Here is a 13946-nt window from a genome sequence, read left to right as displayed (position 1 = left end):
GAATCCTAGGGGCCCAAGCGGCGTGTCTTACAGTCACTGTCCAGTAACTGTGCACAATGACCGCTCAATCGAGTGGCGCATCGTCGGACCGCTTGCTCCCTGTCCGGGTCGTGCCGGCCGCTGCACCTGCAGTGACCGTGTTCTTACCGTTCTGCGTGGCGTTCTGACTGTTGCTCTTTCCCCCGTCGATCGGCTGCTGGAATGACTCCAGTGCCTCAAGGACATCCTGCACACGGGTGATCTCCGCGTTGATGTCCTGGCGGCGCCGGCTCAGCACCTCGAGCTCCTTCTTGCCTTCGGTCACGATGCGCTCGGCCTCGACGCGGGCCTCGCTCCGCACCCGCTCCGCCTCCCGCTCCGTGTCGTTCTTCTTCTGCTCGGCCCCCTTGAGCAGTTCCTCGGCCTTCTTCACCGCGGCGATGCGGACCTTGCTGGCCTCCGCGCTCGCGGTGGACCGGGTCTCCTCGGCCCTGGCCTCGGCTTCCGTGACCAGCTCGCGGGCCTTGGCCTCGGCCTTCTCCAGCTGCTCGGTGGCGGCCTCGACCAGCTTGTCGACCCGCTCGCCCGCCGACTTCATCGTGGCGGCCGACTCGCTACGGGCCCGCTCGTGCAGTTCCTCGACCTCGGCCTCGACGCGCTGCCGCAGCTCCTCCGCGCGCTCGCGGATGGCGGTGGCGTCCCTGCGGGCCTCCTCCAGCAGCGTGTCGGCGTCCGTACGGGCCCGCTCCACCATGCCGTTGCTCTCGGAGGTGGCCTCGCCGACGATCCGGTCGGCCTCCTTGCGGGCGGCGCCGACCATCGTGTCGGCCTGCTCCTCCGCGGTGGTGCCGATCTTGAGCGCCTCGCCCTGCGCCTGGGAGATCAGCTCGTCCGCCTGCCCTGCGGCCTCGGCGCGGCGCTTGTTGGCGTCCTCGCGCGCCTCGTCCCGGATCCGGTCGGACTCCGAGCGGGCCGCCTCGGCGTCGCGCTCGGCGGAGTCGAGTGCGTCCTTGGCGAGGATGCCCAGCCGCTCCGCTTCGGCGCGGGCCCTGGTGATCAGCTGGTCGGCCTGCTGGGCCGCTTCCGTGCGGCGCTTGTTGGCCTCGTCGCGCGCCTCGTCGAGGATGCGGCGGGCCTCCGCCTCGGCGGTGCCCAGCGCCTCCTCGGCCGCACGGCGGCGCTCCTCGGCGTCGCGCTCGGCGGAGTCGAGTGCGTCCTTGGCCAGGATGGCCAGCCGCTCGGCGTCGCGCTGCGCCTTGCCCACGGTCTCCTCGGCCCGGGCGGCGGCGTCGGCGCGGAGCCGGTCGGCCTCCTCGATCGCCTCGGTGAGCAGCCGGTCGGCCTGTTCCGCGGCCTCCACCCGCTGCCGGTTGGACTCGTCGCGGGTCTCCACCCGCAGCCGGTCCGCCTCCTCGATCGCCTCGCCGACGGTGCGGTCGGCGAGCTGCCGGGCCTCCTCGGCCTCCTCCTGCGACTCGCGCCGCAGCCGCTGGGCGTCCTCGGTGGCGCGCTCGCGCTCGGCGTTGGCGTCCGCGTGCAGCCGGTCCGCGGCCTCCTGGGCCTCGGACCGCAGGCGTTCCGCGGCGTGCTCGGCCGCCGAGCGCAGCCCGGCGATCTCCTCCTCGGCCTGCTCGTGCAGCCCGTTGACCGAGTCCCGCACCTGCTGGGCGGTCTGCTCGGCCGCGCCGACCAGCTCGGCGGCGTGCCGCTCGGCCTCGGCGACCAGCCGTTCCGCCTCGGCGCCGGCCTCCTCCACCCGCTTGCGGGCGGCCGCCAGCAGCTCCTCGCCCTCGCGACCGGCCTGGGCGCGCTCCTGCTCCGCCTCGCCGCGGGCCGCGGCCAGCAACTCCTCGGCCTCGCGGCGGCGGCGTGCGGCCTCCTCCTGGGCGGCGGACAGCGCCTCGGCCGCCTCGGCCCGCAACCGTCCCGCGGTCTCCTGCGCCTCCGAGCGGAGGCGGTCGGCGGTCTCCTGGGCGTCGGTGCGCAACTGCTCGGCCTCGGCGGCGGCGTCGCCCCGCAGCCGGACGGCGAGCTGCTCGGCCTCGGCCCGGGTCTGCGACGCGTCGGCCGCGGCCTCGTCCCGCAGCCGCACCGTCTCCTGCTCGGCCTGCTCCTGCAGCGCCCTGACGCGCTCGGCGACCTCCGTGCGCAGCGTGGCCGCCTCCTCGGCGGTCTCGCGGCGCAGCCGCTCCGCCTCTGTGCGGGCCTCGCGCAGCGCCTCCTCGGCCGCGGTGATGCGGCGCTCGGCCTCCTCGCGCAGCCGGACCAGATCGGCCTCGGCGTCGTCGCGCAGCCGCTGGGCGGCCCGTTCGGCCTCCTCGCGCAGCACCTGGCCGGCGCCCTCGGCGTCCTCTCGTACCTGCTCGGCCTGCTGCTCGGCCTCGGTGCGCACCTGCTCGGCCTCGCCCCGGGCGCGCTCCAGCAGCTCGTCGGCCTGCCTGCGCAGCGCCGCGGCGCGCTCGATCGCCTCGGTACGGGCCTTCTCGGAGTCGACGGTCGCCTTCTGCCGGTGCTCCGCGGCCTCGGCCTTCGCCTTGGTCAGCAGCTCCTCGGCGGACCGGGCCGCCTCCTCGATCTGCTGCACGGCCTCGCGCCGCGCCTCGCCGCGGATGCGCTCGCCCTCGGCGACCGCCTCGGCGCGCAGCTGCTCGGCCTCGCCGCGCAGCCTGCGGGCCTCCTCCTGCAGCTCGACCGTCTTGGCGCGGTACTCCTTGGTGTCGTCCTTGGCGGTGCCGAGCAGCTCCTCGGCCGACTCCTCGGCCTGGCCGCGCAGCCGGTCCGCCTCGGTCTCCGCCTCGCGGCGGATGCGCTCGGCCTCCTCGCTCGCCGCGCGGGTGGTGGCACGGGCGTCCTCGGTGGCCTTGTTGAGGACCTCCTCGGCGGTGCGGGCCGCCTTGGCGAGGGCCGCCGCCGCGTCCTCGGCCGCCTCGGACTTGGCGGTCTCCTGGGCCTGGCTGTGCAGCCGTTCGGCCTCGGTCCTGGCGTCGGCGAGGATCTGCTCGGCCTCGGCCTTGGCGGCCTCCGCCTCCTTGGTGGCCTCGGCGACCAGCCGGGCCACCTCGGCCTTGGCCGTACGGGTGCGCTGCTCGTTGTCGGCGTCGACGGTGGCCAGCCGCTTGGCGGCGTTGGCCGCGGCCTCCTCGCGCAGCCGGTCGGACTCGCTCTGCGCCTCGCGCAGCTTCTCCTGGGCCTCGCGCAGCTTCTCCTCGGCGGAGCGGGAGAGCTCGCCGGCCTGGGTGCGGGCGTGTTCGGTGTCGCTCTGGGTGGAGGCGCGCAGCTGCTCGGCCTGGGTGGTGGCCTCCTGGGCCTGGCTGGCCGCGGCGTTCAGCAGCCGCTCGGCGTCCGCGCGGGCGCGGCGCAGCAACTGGTCGGCCTCGGCGCGGGCGGTCGTGGACTCCGACTCCAGCCGGTCGCGGGCGCCCTCGGCGATCCGCTGGGCCTCGGCGCGGGCGGCGGCCAGCGCGGCCTCCGACTCCGCTCGGGTCTCCTCCATGAGCCGGCGCGCCTGCGCCTCGGCACGGGCGCGGAGCTGCTCGGCCCAGGCCACGTTCTCGTTGACGTGGCTCTCGACGTTGGTGCGGCGATCCGCCAGTTCCTCGTCCAGCCGCCGGCGCCGGGCGACGGCCTCGGCGTGCCACTCGGCCTCCACCCGGGCCTGGTGCTCGGCCTGCTCCTGGAGCAGCCGCTGGGTGGCCGCGCGCGCCTCGCGCAGCTCCCGCTCGGCGTCGGCGCGCAGCTGGTCGGCCTGGATCTGGGCGTTGCGCAGCAACTGGTCGGCCTGGTGGCCGAGGTTGTCGTAGGCAGGACGCGTCGCGAGGTTACGGCGCGCCTCGTGCAGCTTGGCGCGCAGCACCTCGACCTGGTAGCCGAGGTCGTCAGCATGCTGGACGACCTTGTCCCGCTCCTTACGAAGCCGCTCCATCTCGGCCTCGAACTGCGAGAGGTGGTCGTCCTCAACCTCGTAGCGGTCGTAGCCCCGCACTCCGCGGTCCCATCCGTCTCCTGGTGTACCCACCCGCCAACCGAGTGAGATTCCCCGGGGCCCCGTTTACCGCGGGGCCTTGCGGAGAATTGTGTCCGATCCCACGCCGAAGCGCGGGCAGGTACCCCAGCCCACCCCGGGGTCGCCAGGCCACTCTACCGGGGCGAGTCGTCTCCGGTCAGTGGTCCTTGGCCGAGGTGACGAGCTCGGTGAGCACACCGTGGCAGTCCTTGGGGTGCAGGAAGGTGATCCGCGACCCCATGGAACCCGTGCGCGGGCTGTCGTAGAGCACCCGCACGCCCTTGTCGCGGACGGCCGCCGCGTCCCCGTCGACGTCCTCGGTCCCGAAGGCGATGTGGTGCACCCCCTCTCCGTTCTTGGCCAGCCACTTGGCGACGGTGGAGTCCTCGCGGGTGGGCTCCAGCAGCTGGAGGTAGGAGGCCCCGCCGTCGGAGGTCTCGTTGATCTTGAGCATGGCCTCGCGCACGCCCTGTTCCTCGTTCACCTCGGTGTGGAACACCTCGAAGCCGTAGGTGGCACGGTAGAACTCGACGGTCTTGTCGAGGTCGAAGCAGGCGATGCCGATGTGGTCGATTCGCGTCAGCATGACTCCAGTGGACCGCCGGTCCGCATGGTCACGCAACGTGCGCGCGATCACACCGTCTGCCGGGTGACCGCCGGCTCCACCCCTCAGTACATTGACAGCACCCTCGAAAACCATCGTTAACCTTCCCTCCGTGCAAAGGGGCCGCGTCATGACCAGCCAGGCACGAACGTCCGTGATCGTCGCGGGTGCGCGCACTCCCATGGGCCGGCTGCTCGGCTCGCTGCGCACCTTCTCCGGCGCCGAACTCGGCGCCGTCGCCATCAAGGCCGCCCTGGACCGGGCCGGCATCGGCGGTGACCAGGTGCAGTACGTGATCATGGGCCAGGTGCTCCAGGCGGGTGCCGGGCAGATCCCGGCCCGTCAGGCCGCGGTCAAGGCCGGCATCCCGATGAGCGTGCCGGCGCTGACGATCAACAAGGTCTGCCTGTCCGGTCTGGACGCCATCGCCCTCGCCGACCAGTTGATCCGGGCGGGTGAGTTCGACGTCGTCGTGGCCGGCGGCCAGGAGTCGATGACCAACGCCCCGCACCTGCTGCCGAAGTCCCGCGAGGGCTTCAAGTACGGCGCCGTCCAGATGCTGGACGCCATGGCGTACGACGGTCTCACCGACGCCTTCGAGGACATCGCCATGGGCGAGTCCACCGAGAAGCACAACACACGCCTGGGCATCGGCCGCGCCGAGCAGGACGAGATCGCCGCGCTCTCCCACCAGCGGGCGGCCGCCGCGCAGAAGAACGGCCTGTTCGAGGCCGAGATCACCCCGGTGGAGATCCCGCAGCGCAAGGGCGAGCCGGTGGTCTTCGCCAAGGACGAGGGCATCCGCGCGGAGACCACGGCCGAGTCGCTGGCCAAGCTGCGCCCCGCCTTCAGCAAGGAGGGCACGATCACCGCGGGCACCTCCTCGCAGATCTCCGACGGCGCCGCCGCGGTGGTCGTGATGAGCAAGGCCAAGGCCGAGGAGCTGGGCCTGGAGTGGATCGCCGAGATCGGCGCCCACGGCAACGTGGCCGGCCCGGACAACTCGCTGCAGTCGCAGCCGTCCAACGCCATCGCGCACGCCCTGAAGAAGGAGGGGCTGTCCGTCGGCGACCTGGACCTGATCGAGATCAACGAGGCCTTCGCGGCGGTGTCCGTGCAGTCCATGAAGGACCTGGGCGTGACACCTGAAAAGGTGAACGTCAACGGCGGCGCCATCGCCCTCGGTCACCCGATCGGCATGTCCGGTGCCCGTATCGTCCTGCACCTCGCCCTGGAGCTGAAGCGCCGCGGCGGCGGCGTGGGCGCGGCGGCCCTGTGCGGCGGCGGCGGCCAGGGCGACGCCCTGATCATCCGCGTGCCGGGCAAGTAGCAGTACGAACGGCGGGTGAGCCGAAGGGGAGCGGCCGTTGCCGAAAGGGAGAGCGCGCGGAGCCCGCGAGGAACGAGCGGGCGAGCACGGTCGACCGTCGGCGACGGCTGAGCGAACCGGAGGCGAACCGAGCCCTGAAAAAAAGAGGAGCACAGCGATGGACGTCCCCACCCTGGTGGAGCAGGCACGGCAGGGCCGCCCGCGGGCGGTCGCCCGGCTGATCTCACTGGTGGAGGGGGCGTCCCCGCAGCTGCGGGAGGTGATGGCCGCGCTCGCGCCGCTGACCGGTGGCGCGTACGTGGTCGGCCTGACCGGCTCACCGGGCGTCGGCAAGTCCACGTCGACGTCCGCGCTGGTCTCGGCGTACCGGCGGGCCGGGAAGCGGGTCGGGGTGCTGGCCGTGGACCCCTCCTCGCCGTTCAGCGGGGGAGCCCTGCTCGGCGACCGGGTCCGGATGAGCGACCACGCCTCCGACCCCGGCGTCTACATCCGCTCCATGGCCACCCGCGGCCACCTGGGTGGTCTGGCCTGGGCGGCGCCGCAGGCGATCCGCGTGCTCGACGCGGCCGGCTGCGACGTGATCCTGGTGGAGACCGTCGGCGTCGGCCAGTCCGAGGTGGAGATCGCCGCCCAGGCCGACACCTGCGTGGTGCTGCTGGCGCCGGGCATGGGCGACGGCATCCAGGCGGCGAAGGCCGGCATCCTCGAGATCGGCGACGTGTACGTCGTCAACAAGGCCGACCGGGACGGTGCCGAGGCGACCGCCCGCGAGCTCAACCACATGCTGGGCCTGGGCGAGGCCCGCGGGCCGGGCGACTGGCGCCCCCCGATCGTCAAGACGGTCGCCGCCCGCGGGGAGGGCATCGACGAGGTGGTCGAGGCCCTGGAGAAGCACCGGGCCTGGATGGAGGAGCACGGCGTGCTCGCGGAGCGCCGGCTGCGCCGCGCGGCCCTGGAGGTCGAGCACATCGCCGTCACCACGCTGCGCGAGCGCATCGGCGACCTCCACGGCGACCGCCGCCTCGGCGCGCTCGCCGAGCGCATCGTCGCGGGCGAGCTGGACCCGTACGCCGCCGCCGACGAACTGGTCGCCGGCCTCACCGAGCAGGCCTGACGCCCGCGCCCGGGGGCGCGGGCGAACGGGCCGCCGGGTGGGTCAGGCCTTGCCGCGCACCGCGCGCAGGTGGTCCGCGACGGGGTGGAGGGCCCTGCGCAGTGCTGCCAGGTCCTCGGCCGGGAGCAGGTCGATGAAGTGCTCCCGGACGGCGACGACGTGGTGCGGGGCGACCTTGCGCATGGTCTCCCAGCCGTCCTCGGTGAGGACGGCGAACAGTCCGCGCCGGTCGGACTCGCAGTTCTCGCGGCGGACCAGGCCCGCGGTCTCCATCCGGCTGATCTGGTGGGACAGCCGGCTCTTGGACTGCAGGGTGGCACGGGCCAGGTCGCTCATCCGCATGCGGTGCTCGGGCGACTCCGAGAGGTTCACCAGGATCTCGTAGTCGTTGTACGTCAGACCGAACGGCTGCAGGTCCCGTTCGAGCTGGTGGGTCAGCAACTTGCTGACCTCCAGGTGGATGCGCCAGGTGCGCTGCTCGTCGGCGGTCAGCCAAAGGGTGCCGGTCTCTGTCTCCATGATGGAATTATACCCAGAAAGTTGAAATCCGGATTATTCGGGGTCCCGATACGTGTCGGTAGCTTCACAGACCGAAGCGGCGCTGCAGGTCCCCGAGCTGTCCCGGGAGCCTCGGCACGCCCTGAGGCATGCCCGGGGCGCCCGCTCCGCCGCCCGGGACGCCGGCCTCGTGCGGGACCGCGCCCGTGGCCTGCTCGGGCATGAGGACCTCGCTCGACTGGAGCAGCACCTGCCCCGCGCCGACGAACTCGAACTGGTGCTCCTCGCCCGAGGTGCCGCCGACGCCGGTCAGCGCCCGCAGGCCGCCCAGTACGCCGCGCATGTACCCGTGGTCGTAATGGTGGCAGGGGGAGGGGCAGTCCGCCCATCCCACCAGCGCCTGCGGGTCGACACGGACCGGAGGCTCGACGAAGTGCACGGCTCCGTTGGAGGCCGCCACGAACTTCCCCGTGCCGATCAGGGTGAGGAAGCCCGGGATGATCGACTGCTTGAGCGACAGGCCCGGCTGGAAGGCCAGCAAGTTGCCCGACCGGATGGTCAGGTTGCCGTCCTCCAGGTCGAAGGAGTTCACGTCGAACGCCCGGTCGGCGAGGATCATCTTGCCCTGGCCCTCGGCGACCACCCAGTCCGAGGCGTGCAGCGGGGAGTGGAAGTTGCTGCGGATCAGGCCGTCGAGGGCGCCGTGGCCGATGCCGTGGAAGCTGATCTGCCCGTAGTAGGCGATCATCTTCCCCTTCTGCAGGAACCACTGGCCCTTCAGGTCGACGCTGAAGGCGTAGGGGTTGACGTTGTCGTCGACCGGCAGGGTGTACGGGTCGTGGACGACGGGTCCGGTGCTCACAGCTTCTCCTCACTCGCCTGCACGTAGACCGTGCCCTGCCCCGACAGCTCCAGCTGGAACGCCTCACCGGAACCGCGGCCCACCATGTCGCGCCAGCCGAGCGCGGTGGACAGCTTGTTGCGTACGTCGCCGCGGTGGGCGACGTACGCCTGGGGGTCGACGTGCACCGGGCGCTGCGGGGTGATCGGCAGCTCGATGACGCCGCCGTGGGCCATCACCGCGACCGCGCCGTGCCCCTGCAGGGTCGTGGTGAACAGGCCCTGACCGGTGACCTGACCGCGGATGACGCCCATGACGCCGCCCTGGGACCCCATGAACATCGTGCCCTGCCGCAGCGAGCCGTCGAAGGCCAGCAGCCGGTCCGCCTCGACGTACAGGGTGTCGGCGGTCAGGTCGACGCAGTGCACGTGGTGGCCACCGTGGCCGAACATCACCGAGCCGTGGCCCTCGACGGTCATCAGCGGCGTCGCCTCGTTGGCGAGCCGGCGGCCGATCATCGAGCCGATGCCGCCCTGGCCGCCCTGCACGTTGGGGGTGAAGCTCACGTTCCCCCGGTAGGCCAGCATCGCGCCGCGCTGGCTGAACAGCCGCTGGCCCGGCAGCACCTGGGCCTCGACCATCTTGGAGTTGACGCGGGTGAACGGCATCAGACCTGCCCCCCGATGGTGTTGCGCTCGCTGGGCTGGACGTACACCAGGCCGTCGCCCTCGAAGCGGATCTGGAAGGACTCGCCGCCCGACTCGCCGATCACCGACCGCCAGCTGATGCCCGCCTGGAAGTGCTGCTGGAGGTTGCCGGTGTGCGCCACGTACGCGCCCGGGTCCACCTGCAGCGGCAGGCCGGGGGCGACGCGCAGCACCACGGCCGGGCCGTCGGAGGTGATCGCCGCCTGGCCGACGCCCTCCACCGTGGTGGTGAACAGGCCGTTGCCCTGCGAGGCACCGCGCAGGCCGGTGAAGGTGGTGCCGGTGCGCAGCGCCGCCTCGGTGGCGAGCAGGTTGCTGGCCTCGACGTACAGCTTCTCCCCGTTCAGGCGGACGAGGTTGATCTCGCTCGCGCGGTCGGCGAAGTAGCAGGTGCCCTGCCCGCGCACCTCCATGACCTCCATCGACTCCCCGGTCAGCCGCCGGGTGACCATGCCGCGCAGGCCCTCACCGCCCCCGGACATCTTCTTGAAGCTCATCTGGCCGTCGTACGCGACCATCGAGCCGTTCTTCGCCTTGACGGCGTCGCCGGCCATGTCCACGGCGAGCACCTTGCTGCCCTGCAATCGAAACTGAGCCACGGGTCAGACCGTATCCGTCCGGGAGGAACCCGTCACCAGGGTCCGCGTCACATGGGGTGCAGTGGTTCCGTGCGGCGCTCCCGCCGCCTCCTCGACCTCCAGCAGCGAGGCGCCGCGGCGCTCGGCCTCGAAGGCCGTGTGACCGCCGCGCAGCCCGAACAGCCGCTTGGAGAGCAGGATGTAGAGGACGGCGAGGACGTTGAGGACCAGCGTGCCGATCTTGAGGTAGCTCACCTTCTCGGTGAGCTCCCAGACCTCCAGCGGCAGGAAGGCCGCGGTCGCCACCACCGTCAGGTACTCCGCCCACCGCTTGGCCGCCCACAGGCCGACGGCCTCGACGATCTCGATCACCGCGTACGCGAGCAGCGCGCCCGCCACGATCAGCAGCGTCGAGTGCCGGTACTCGAAGGTGCGGCGGATGGTGTCCACGACGGGGGAGTGGTCGAGGTCGTAGTGGAAGTGCCGGAAGACCGGGCGGAAGACGGTGAGGTTCTCCTCGAAGAACCGGCGCACCGAGTCCTGCGAGTTGCTGAACCGCCACACGGCCCAGGCCGCGACGACGATGAACGCCCCCCGCAGCAGCCGCTCGACCGCCAGGAAGCGCAGGATGAACAGGTCGCGCAGCGCCCGGCCGCGCGGCACCTCGGGCGCCCGGTCGGCCGGGCCCGAGCCGTGCGGCGCGCCCAGGGCGAAGTCGCCGCAGCGCAGGCAGCGCCACACTTCTCCCAGCGCGGTGTCGGCGCGCAGCCGCTCCCGCAGGTGCGCCTCGTCGGGCGCGTACGTGATGTGCCCGCGCCGGGCGCAGTGCCGGCGGTCCCAGTCCAGCTTCATCCCGCTTCTTCCTCGAGAGGGCGGTTCGTCTTCCGTCGTGGAGGGGGACGCGTCCCGCGCGCCGATGGTTCACCTGTTCCCCCGGGGGCCCCGGGGGCGGGGCGGCCGGAGGGCCGGGTGATAATGGGCGGAACACTTGTGATCGCATTCACAAACACTCGATCGCAGTGCCCACGCCCGCCGCAGTCCCTGTCCCGATAGTGAGGTCCCGTGGACATCAAGACCGCCTCCGCCCTGAACCGGCTCCGCCTGGTCTCCGCCCCAGAGGCGGTCTCCTTCCTGCTCCTGCTGGTCTGCTCGGTGCTCAAGCGCACCACGGACTTCAACGCGGTCCCCGTCATGGGCATGATCCACGGCGTCCTCTTCGTGCTCTACGTCGTGTTCTGGCTGGACGCCTGGAACCGTGCCAAGTGGCCGCTCGGCCGCGCCGCGCTGTACTTCGTGCTGTCCGTCCTCCCCACTGGCGGCTTCTTCGCCGAGCGCAGGCTCCGCCGCGAGGCCGAGGCCGGTGTCATCGCCGCCCGCGCGCGCAAGGAGCTCAAGGAAGGCGTGGTCGAGGCATGATCGTCGCCTTCTCCGTCACCCCGCTCGGCGTCGGCGAGGACGTCGGCGCGTACGTGGCCGACGCGGTCCGTGTGGTGCGCGAGTCGGGGCTGCCCCACCGCACCGACGCGATGTTCACCTCCATCGAGGGCGAATGGGACGAGGTCATGGATGTCGTCAAGCGCGCCGTGGCAGCCGTCGAGGCCCGGGCACCGCGCGTCTCGGTGGTCCTCAAGGCCGACATCCGGCCCGGCGTCACCGACGGGCTCACCTCCAAGGTGGAGACCGTCGAGCGGCACCTCGCGCAGTAGCCGTTCCGCACCCCGCGGCGTTCCGCGTCCCGGCGGTCAGTCGTCGGCCAGCGCGCTGCCCAGCGGGGTGCGCTCGTACAGCACCTGGTGGCCGTAGCGGCGCGAGGTGAGCAACCCTGCGTCCCGCAGGACCGACAGGTGCGCCGACACCGATGACACGGCGAGGCCGTGCCGGTGGGCGAGCGCGGTCGTGGTCGCCGGCTCGCCCAGACCGCCGAGGATGGCCGCCCGGTTGGCGCCGAGCAGCCGCACCAGGGCCCCGGAGGCGGCCTGCGGGGTCTGCCACAGGCCGCCGATGCCGCGCGCCGGATAGACGACGGTGCCCTGCCAGGGCGGGTCGAAGCCCGCCGCGAGGTCCGGCCACACGAAGACGCTGGGCGCCAGGACCAGGCCGTCGCCGCCCAGGTCCCGGTCGTGCTCCGTCGGCTTGTGCAGCGTGAGGGTGTCGTCCGCCCAGCTTAGCGAGGGATGGAGGTCGGCGAAGAGGCCCGTCAGCCCGCCGTCGGCCAGCCGGCGCGCGCGGAAGGCGATGTCGGCCTCCAGCACGGCACGCAACCGGGGCCAGTACGGCGCCACCAGCGTCTCCCAGGCGCGCTCGTACAGATCCGCCAGTTCCCGTACCGCGCGCGCCGGGTCGGCCAGCATCGCCCGGCCGCGCGGGCTGTCGGCGGCGCCCGGGGTGTCCGCCAGCGAACGGGCCATGTCCTGCCGGGCGACCTCCGGATCGGTGGCCCGTACCCGGGCGAGCTCGTCCTCGATGGCCGCCGACGGGCCCAGCGGGGGCGGGCAGAGGAAGTCCGGGCTGTGGCCGGGGCGGGGCATCAGCAGCCACAGCGGGGTGAGGTCGAGGGCCCGGGCCGCCTCACGGGTCTGCCGCAACCACGGCACGTGGTACGTCTGCAGCCCGGGCTCCTTCAGGGTGCGGACGGCCCCCTCGGTCTCCCACAGCGGGGAGAGCGCGAACCGGCAGCGCAACAGGTCGTCCGGTCCGAAGCGCATACGGAACGGCACGGCGGACCCCTGCTCCTCGACTTTCGGCTGGAGCCGAAACACTACGGCGTGCCCCGTCCCGGCCGCCAGGCTGCGCCCATGACGCTGAACACCGACACCACCGCGGCGGGCCCGGCCGCCGGGCGCGGCTACCGCGCGGTCTTCGCCGTACGGGAGTTCCGGGCGGTCTTCGCGGCACACGTACTGTCGCTCCAGGGCACCGTGGTCGCCGAGATCGCGCTGTCCGTGCTGGTCTTCCGGCTCACCGGGTCGCCGCTGCTGACCGCGCTCACCTTCGCGCTCGGCTTCGTGCCGTACGCGCTCAGCGGCACCCTGCTCGCCGGGATCTCCGACCGCTTCCCGCCGCGCCGGGTGCTGGTCGTGTGCGACCTGCTGTGCGCAGCGTGCGCGGCCGGGATGGTGCTGCCCGGGACGCCGATCGCGGTCCTGCTCGGCCTGCGGTGCGTGATGGCGATGATCGCCCCGGTGTTCACCGGCACCCGGGCCGCGAGCCTGGCCGACATCCTGCCCGGCGACACCTTCGTGCTGGGCCGGTCCCTGATCCGCATGGTCGCCCAGGGCGCGCAGATCGTGGGCTTCGGCGTCGGCGGGTTCCTGCTGGTCCTCCTGCCGCCCCGGGCCGCGCTGGCGATCACCGTGGCGGCCTTCCTGGGCTCCGCCCTGCTGCTGCGCCTCGGCACCGCGCGGCGCCCCGCGCGCGGCGGCGGCGCGGCGCGCTCCGCCGGCGGCAGCGGCCGCCTGCTGCGGGACCCCCGGGTGCGGTCCCTGCTGCTGCTCTGCTGGATCCAGCCGTTCTTCGTGGTGTTCCCGGAGGCGCTCGCGGCCCCGTACACCGACTCCATCGGCGCCGGCACCCCGGGCCTCGGCCTCTTCATGGCCGCGATGCCCGTCGGCACCGTCCTCGGCGAACTCCTCGCGGGCGCCTTCCTGCCCCCGGCCGCGCGCGCCCGCCTCACCGTCCCCCTCGCCGCGTGCTCCCTCCTCCCGTACGCCCTCTTCGCCCTGCGCCCCTCGCTGCCCCTGGCCGTCGCCGCGATGTTCACCACGGGGCTGACGGCCGCCTACACCCTCGGCCTCGATCAGTGGTTCGTGGCGGCGGTGCCGGAGGGGTTGCGGGGGCGGGCGATGACGTTGCAGTCGGCGGGGTTGATGACGATCCAGGGTCTGGGGATGGCGGTGGCGGGTGGGGCGGCGGAGTTCGTCCGGCCGCATGCGGTGACGGCGGTGGCGGGGGGTGCGGGGACGGTGTGCGTCCTGCTGGTGCTGGCGCGGGTGCGGGGGACTGCCGTCGGCGGGGTGTGAGGGGGCCGGGCGGAGCCCGGCGCAGGCGTCCGAAGCCGGTGAGGCCCCTTGGGGCCGAGCGGTGCGAGGGCGGCCGGGGGAGGTTCAGCTCAGTGGTTCGTGGCGGCGGTGCCGGAGGGGTTGCGGGGGCGGGCGATGACGTTGCAGTCGGCGGGGTTGATGACGATCCAGTGTCTGGGGATGGCGGTGGCGGGTGGGGCGGCGGAGTTCGTCCGGCCGCATGCGGTGACGGCGGTGGCGGGGGGTGCGGGGACGGTGTGCGTCCTGCTGGTG

General features: G+C 73.0%; 13 protein-coding genes and 1 pseudogene. 6 read left to right on the top strand and 8 right to left on the bottom strand.

Annotated elements, in window-relative coordinates; all coding sequences use genetic code 11:
• Positions 1-64 precede the first annotated feature (64 nt).
• Positions 65-3961: a polarized growth protein Scy gene (gene scy / locus PV410_RS16805; RefSeq protein WP_500325321.1), complete on the bottom strand. Its 3897-nt coding sequence runs from the start codon at positions 3959-3961 to the stop codon at positions 65-67.
• 178 nt (positions 3962-4139) lie between these two features.
• Entirely contained in the window at positions 4140-4568 is a 429-nt protein-coding gene (gene mce, locus PV410_RS16800; RefSeq protein ID WP_361800906.1) for a methylmalonyl-CoA epimerase, read from the bottom strand.
• A gap of 172 nt (positions 4569-4740) precedes the next feature.
• Here mce and PV410_RS16795 point away from each other — a divergent pair, with 172 nt between their 5' ends.
• Together PV410_RS16795 and meaB are read left to right on the top strand one after the other, a co-directional pair.
• Entirely contained in the window at positions 4741-5916 is a 1176-nt protein-coding gene (locus PV410_RS16795; RefSeq protein ID WP_500325565.1) for an acetyl-CoA C-acetyltransferase, read from the top strand.
• A gap of 157 nt (positions 5917-6073) precedes the next feature.
• The gene (gene meaB / locus PV410_RS16790) at positions 6074-7030 is read left to right on the top strand and encodes a methylmalonyl Co-A mutase-associated GTPase MeaB (protein WP_499514056.1); all 957 of its coding nucleotides are present in this window, start codon (positions 6074-6076) and stop codon (positions 7028-7030) included.
• 42 nt (positions 7031-7072) lie between these two features.
• On the opposite strand, the gene PV410_RS16785 is transcribed toward meaB, so the two are convergent.
• The 5 genes from PV410_RS16785 to PV410_RS16765 form a co-directional block, all read right to left on the bottom strand.
• Positions 7073-7549, bottom strand: coding sequence for a MarR family winged helix-turn-helix transcriptional regulator (locus PV410_RS16785; RefSeq protein WP_500325319.1), 477 nt, complete (start codon positions 7547-7549; stop codon positions 7073-7075).
• A 64-nt stretch (positions 7550-7613) separates the two neighbouring features.
• Positions 7614-8390 carry an AIM24 family protein gene (locus tag PV410_RS16780; protein ID WP_500325318.1) on the bottom strand — a complete coding sequence of 259 codons (777 nt, stop codon included), beginning with the start codon at positions 8388-8390 and terminating at the stop codon, positions 7614-7616.
• Positions 8387-9037, bottom strand: a complete 651-nt coding sequence (locus PV410_RS16775; RefSeq protein WP_500325316.1) for an AIM24 family protein — start codon at positions 9035-9037, stop codon at positions 8387-8389. The genes PV410_RS16780 and PV410_RS16775 overlap by 4 nt, the downstream gene beginning before the upstream one ends.
• On the bottom strand, positions 9037-9675 hold the full coding sequence (locus tag PV410_RS16770) for an AIM24 family protein (RefSeq protein ID WP_500325314.1): 639 nt from the start codon (positions 9673-9675) through the stop codon (positions 9037-9039). The genes PV410_RS16775 and PV410_RS16770 overlap by 1 nt, the downstream gene beginning before the upstream one ends.
• Positions 9676-9678: 3 nt before the next feature.
• Positions 9679-10506: a DUF2127 domain-containing protein gene (locus tag PV410_RS16765; RefSeq protein ID WP_500325313.1), complete on the bottom strand. Its 828-nt coding sequence runs from the start codon at positions 10504-10506 to the stop codon at positions 9679-9681.
• 210 nt (positions 10507-10716) lie between these two features.
• On the opposite strand from PV410_RS16765, the gene PV410_RS16760 reads away from it, so the two are divergent.
• Complete coding sequence (locus tag PV410_RS16760) at positions 10717-11070, top strand: DUF3817 domain-containing protein (protein WP_500325311.1); 354 nt, start codon at positions 10717-10719, stop codon at positions 11068-11070.
• Entirely contained in the window at positions 11067-11360 is a 294-nt protein-coding gene (locus PV410_RS16755; RefSeq protein ID WP_500325309.1) for an MTH1187 family thiamine-binding protein, read from the top strand. Before PV410_RS16760 ends, PV410_RS16755 begins: the two co-directional genes overlap by 4 nt.
• Positions 11361-11396: 36 nt before the next feature.
• On the opposite strand, the gene PV410_RS16750 is transcribed toward PV410_RS16755, so the two are convergent.
• Positions 11397-12371 carry an ArsR/SmtB family transcription factor gene (locus tag PV410_RS16750; RefSeq protein ID WP_500325307.1) on the bottom strand — a complete coding sequence of 325 codons (975 nt, stop codon included), beginning with the start codon at positions 12369-12371 and terminating at the stop codon, positions 11397-11399.
• 78 nt (positions 12372-12449) lie between these two features.
• Here PV410_RS16750 and PV410_RS16745 point away from each other — a divergent pair, with 78 nt between their 5' ends.
• Both PV410_RS16745 and PV410_RS16740 read left to right on the top strand, forming a co-directional pair.
• Entirely contained in the window at positions 12450-13673 is a 1224-nt protein-coding gene (locus PV410_RS16745; protein WP_500325305.1) for an MFS transporter, read from the top strand.
• Positions 13674-13745: 72 nt separating this feature from the next.
• A pseudogene (locus PV410_RS16740) lies at positions 13746-13946 on the top strand (MFS transporter); the annotation flags it as partial.

Origin of the sequence: Streptomyces sp. PA03-5A, from assembly GCF_033792725.1 — a bacterium.
In the GTDB taxonomy this organism is placed as follows: Bacteria; Actinomycetota; Actinomycetes; order Streptomycetales; family Streptomycetaceae; genus Actinacidiphila.
This window is presented reverse-complemented; position numbering and strand designations above follow the sequence as displayed.

Excerpts from the sequence above, each read along its gene's own strand:
- PV410_RS16765 (WP_500325313.1), bottom strand. The coding sequence starts at position 10,506 with ATGAAGCTGGACTGGGACCGCCGGCACTGCGCCCGGCGCGGGCACATC.
- meaB (WP_499514056.1), top strand. The coding sequence starts at position 6,074 with ATGGACGTCCCCACCCTGGTGGAGCAGGCACGGCAGGGCCGCCCGCGG.
- PV410_RS16755 (WP_500325309.1), top strand. The coding sequence starts at position 11,067 with ATGATCGTCGCCTTCTCCGTCACCCCGCTCGGCGTCGGCGAGGACGTC.
- PV410_RS16745 (WP_500325305.1), top strand. The coding sequence starts at position 12,450 with ATGACGCTGAACACCGACACCACCGCGGCGGGCCCGGCCGCCGGGCGC.
- mce (WP_361800906.1), bottom strand. The coding sequence starts at position 4,568 with ATGCTGACGCGAATCGACCACATCGGCATCGCCTGCTTCGACCTCGAC.
- PV410_RS16785 (WP_500325319.1), bottom strand. The coding sequence starts at position 7,549 with ATGGAGACAGAGACCGGCACCCTTTGGCTGACCGCCGACGAGCAGCGC.
- PV410_RS16775 (WP_500325316.1), bottom strand. The coding sequence starts at position 9,037 with ATGCCGTTCACCCGCGTCAACTCCAAGATGGTCGAGGCCCAGGTGCTG.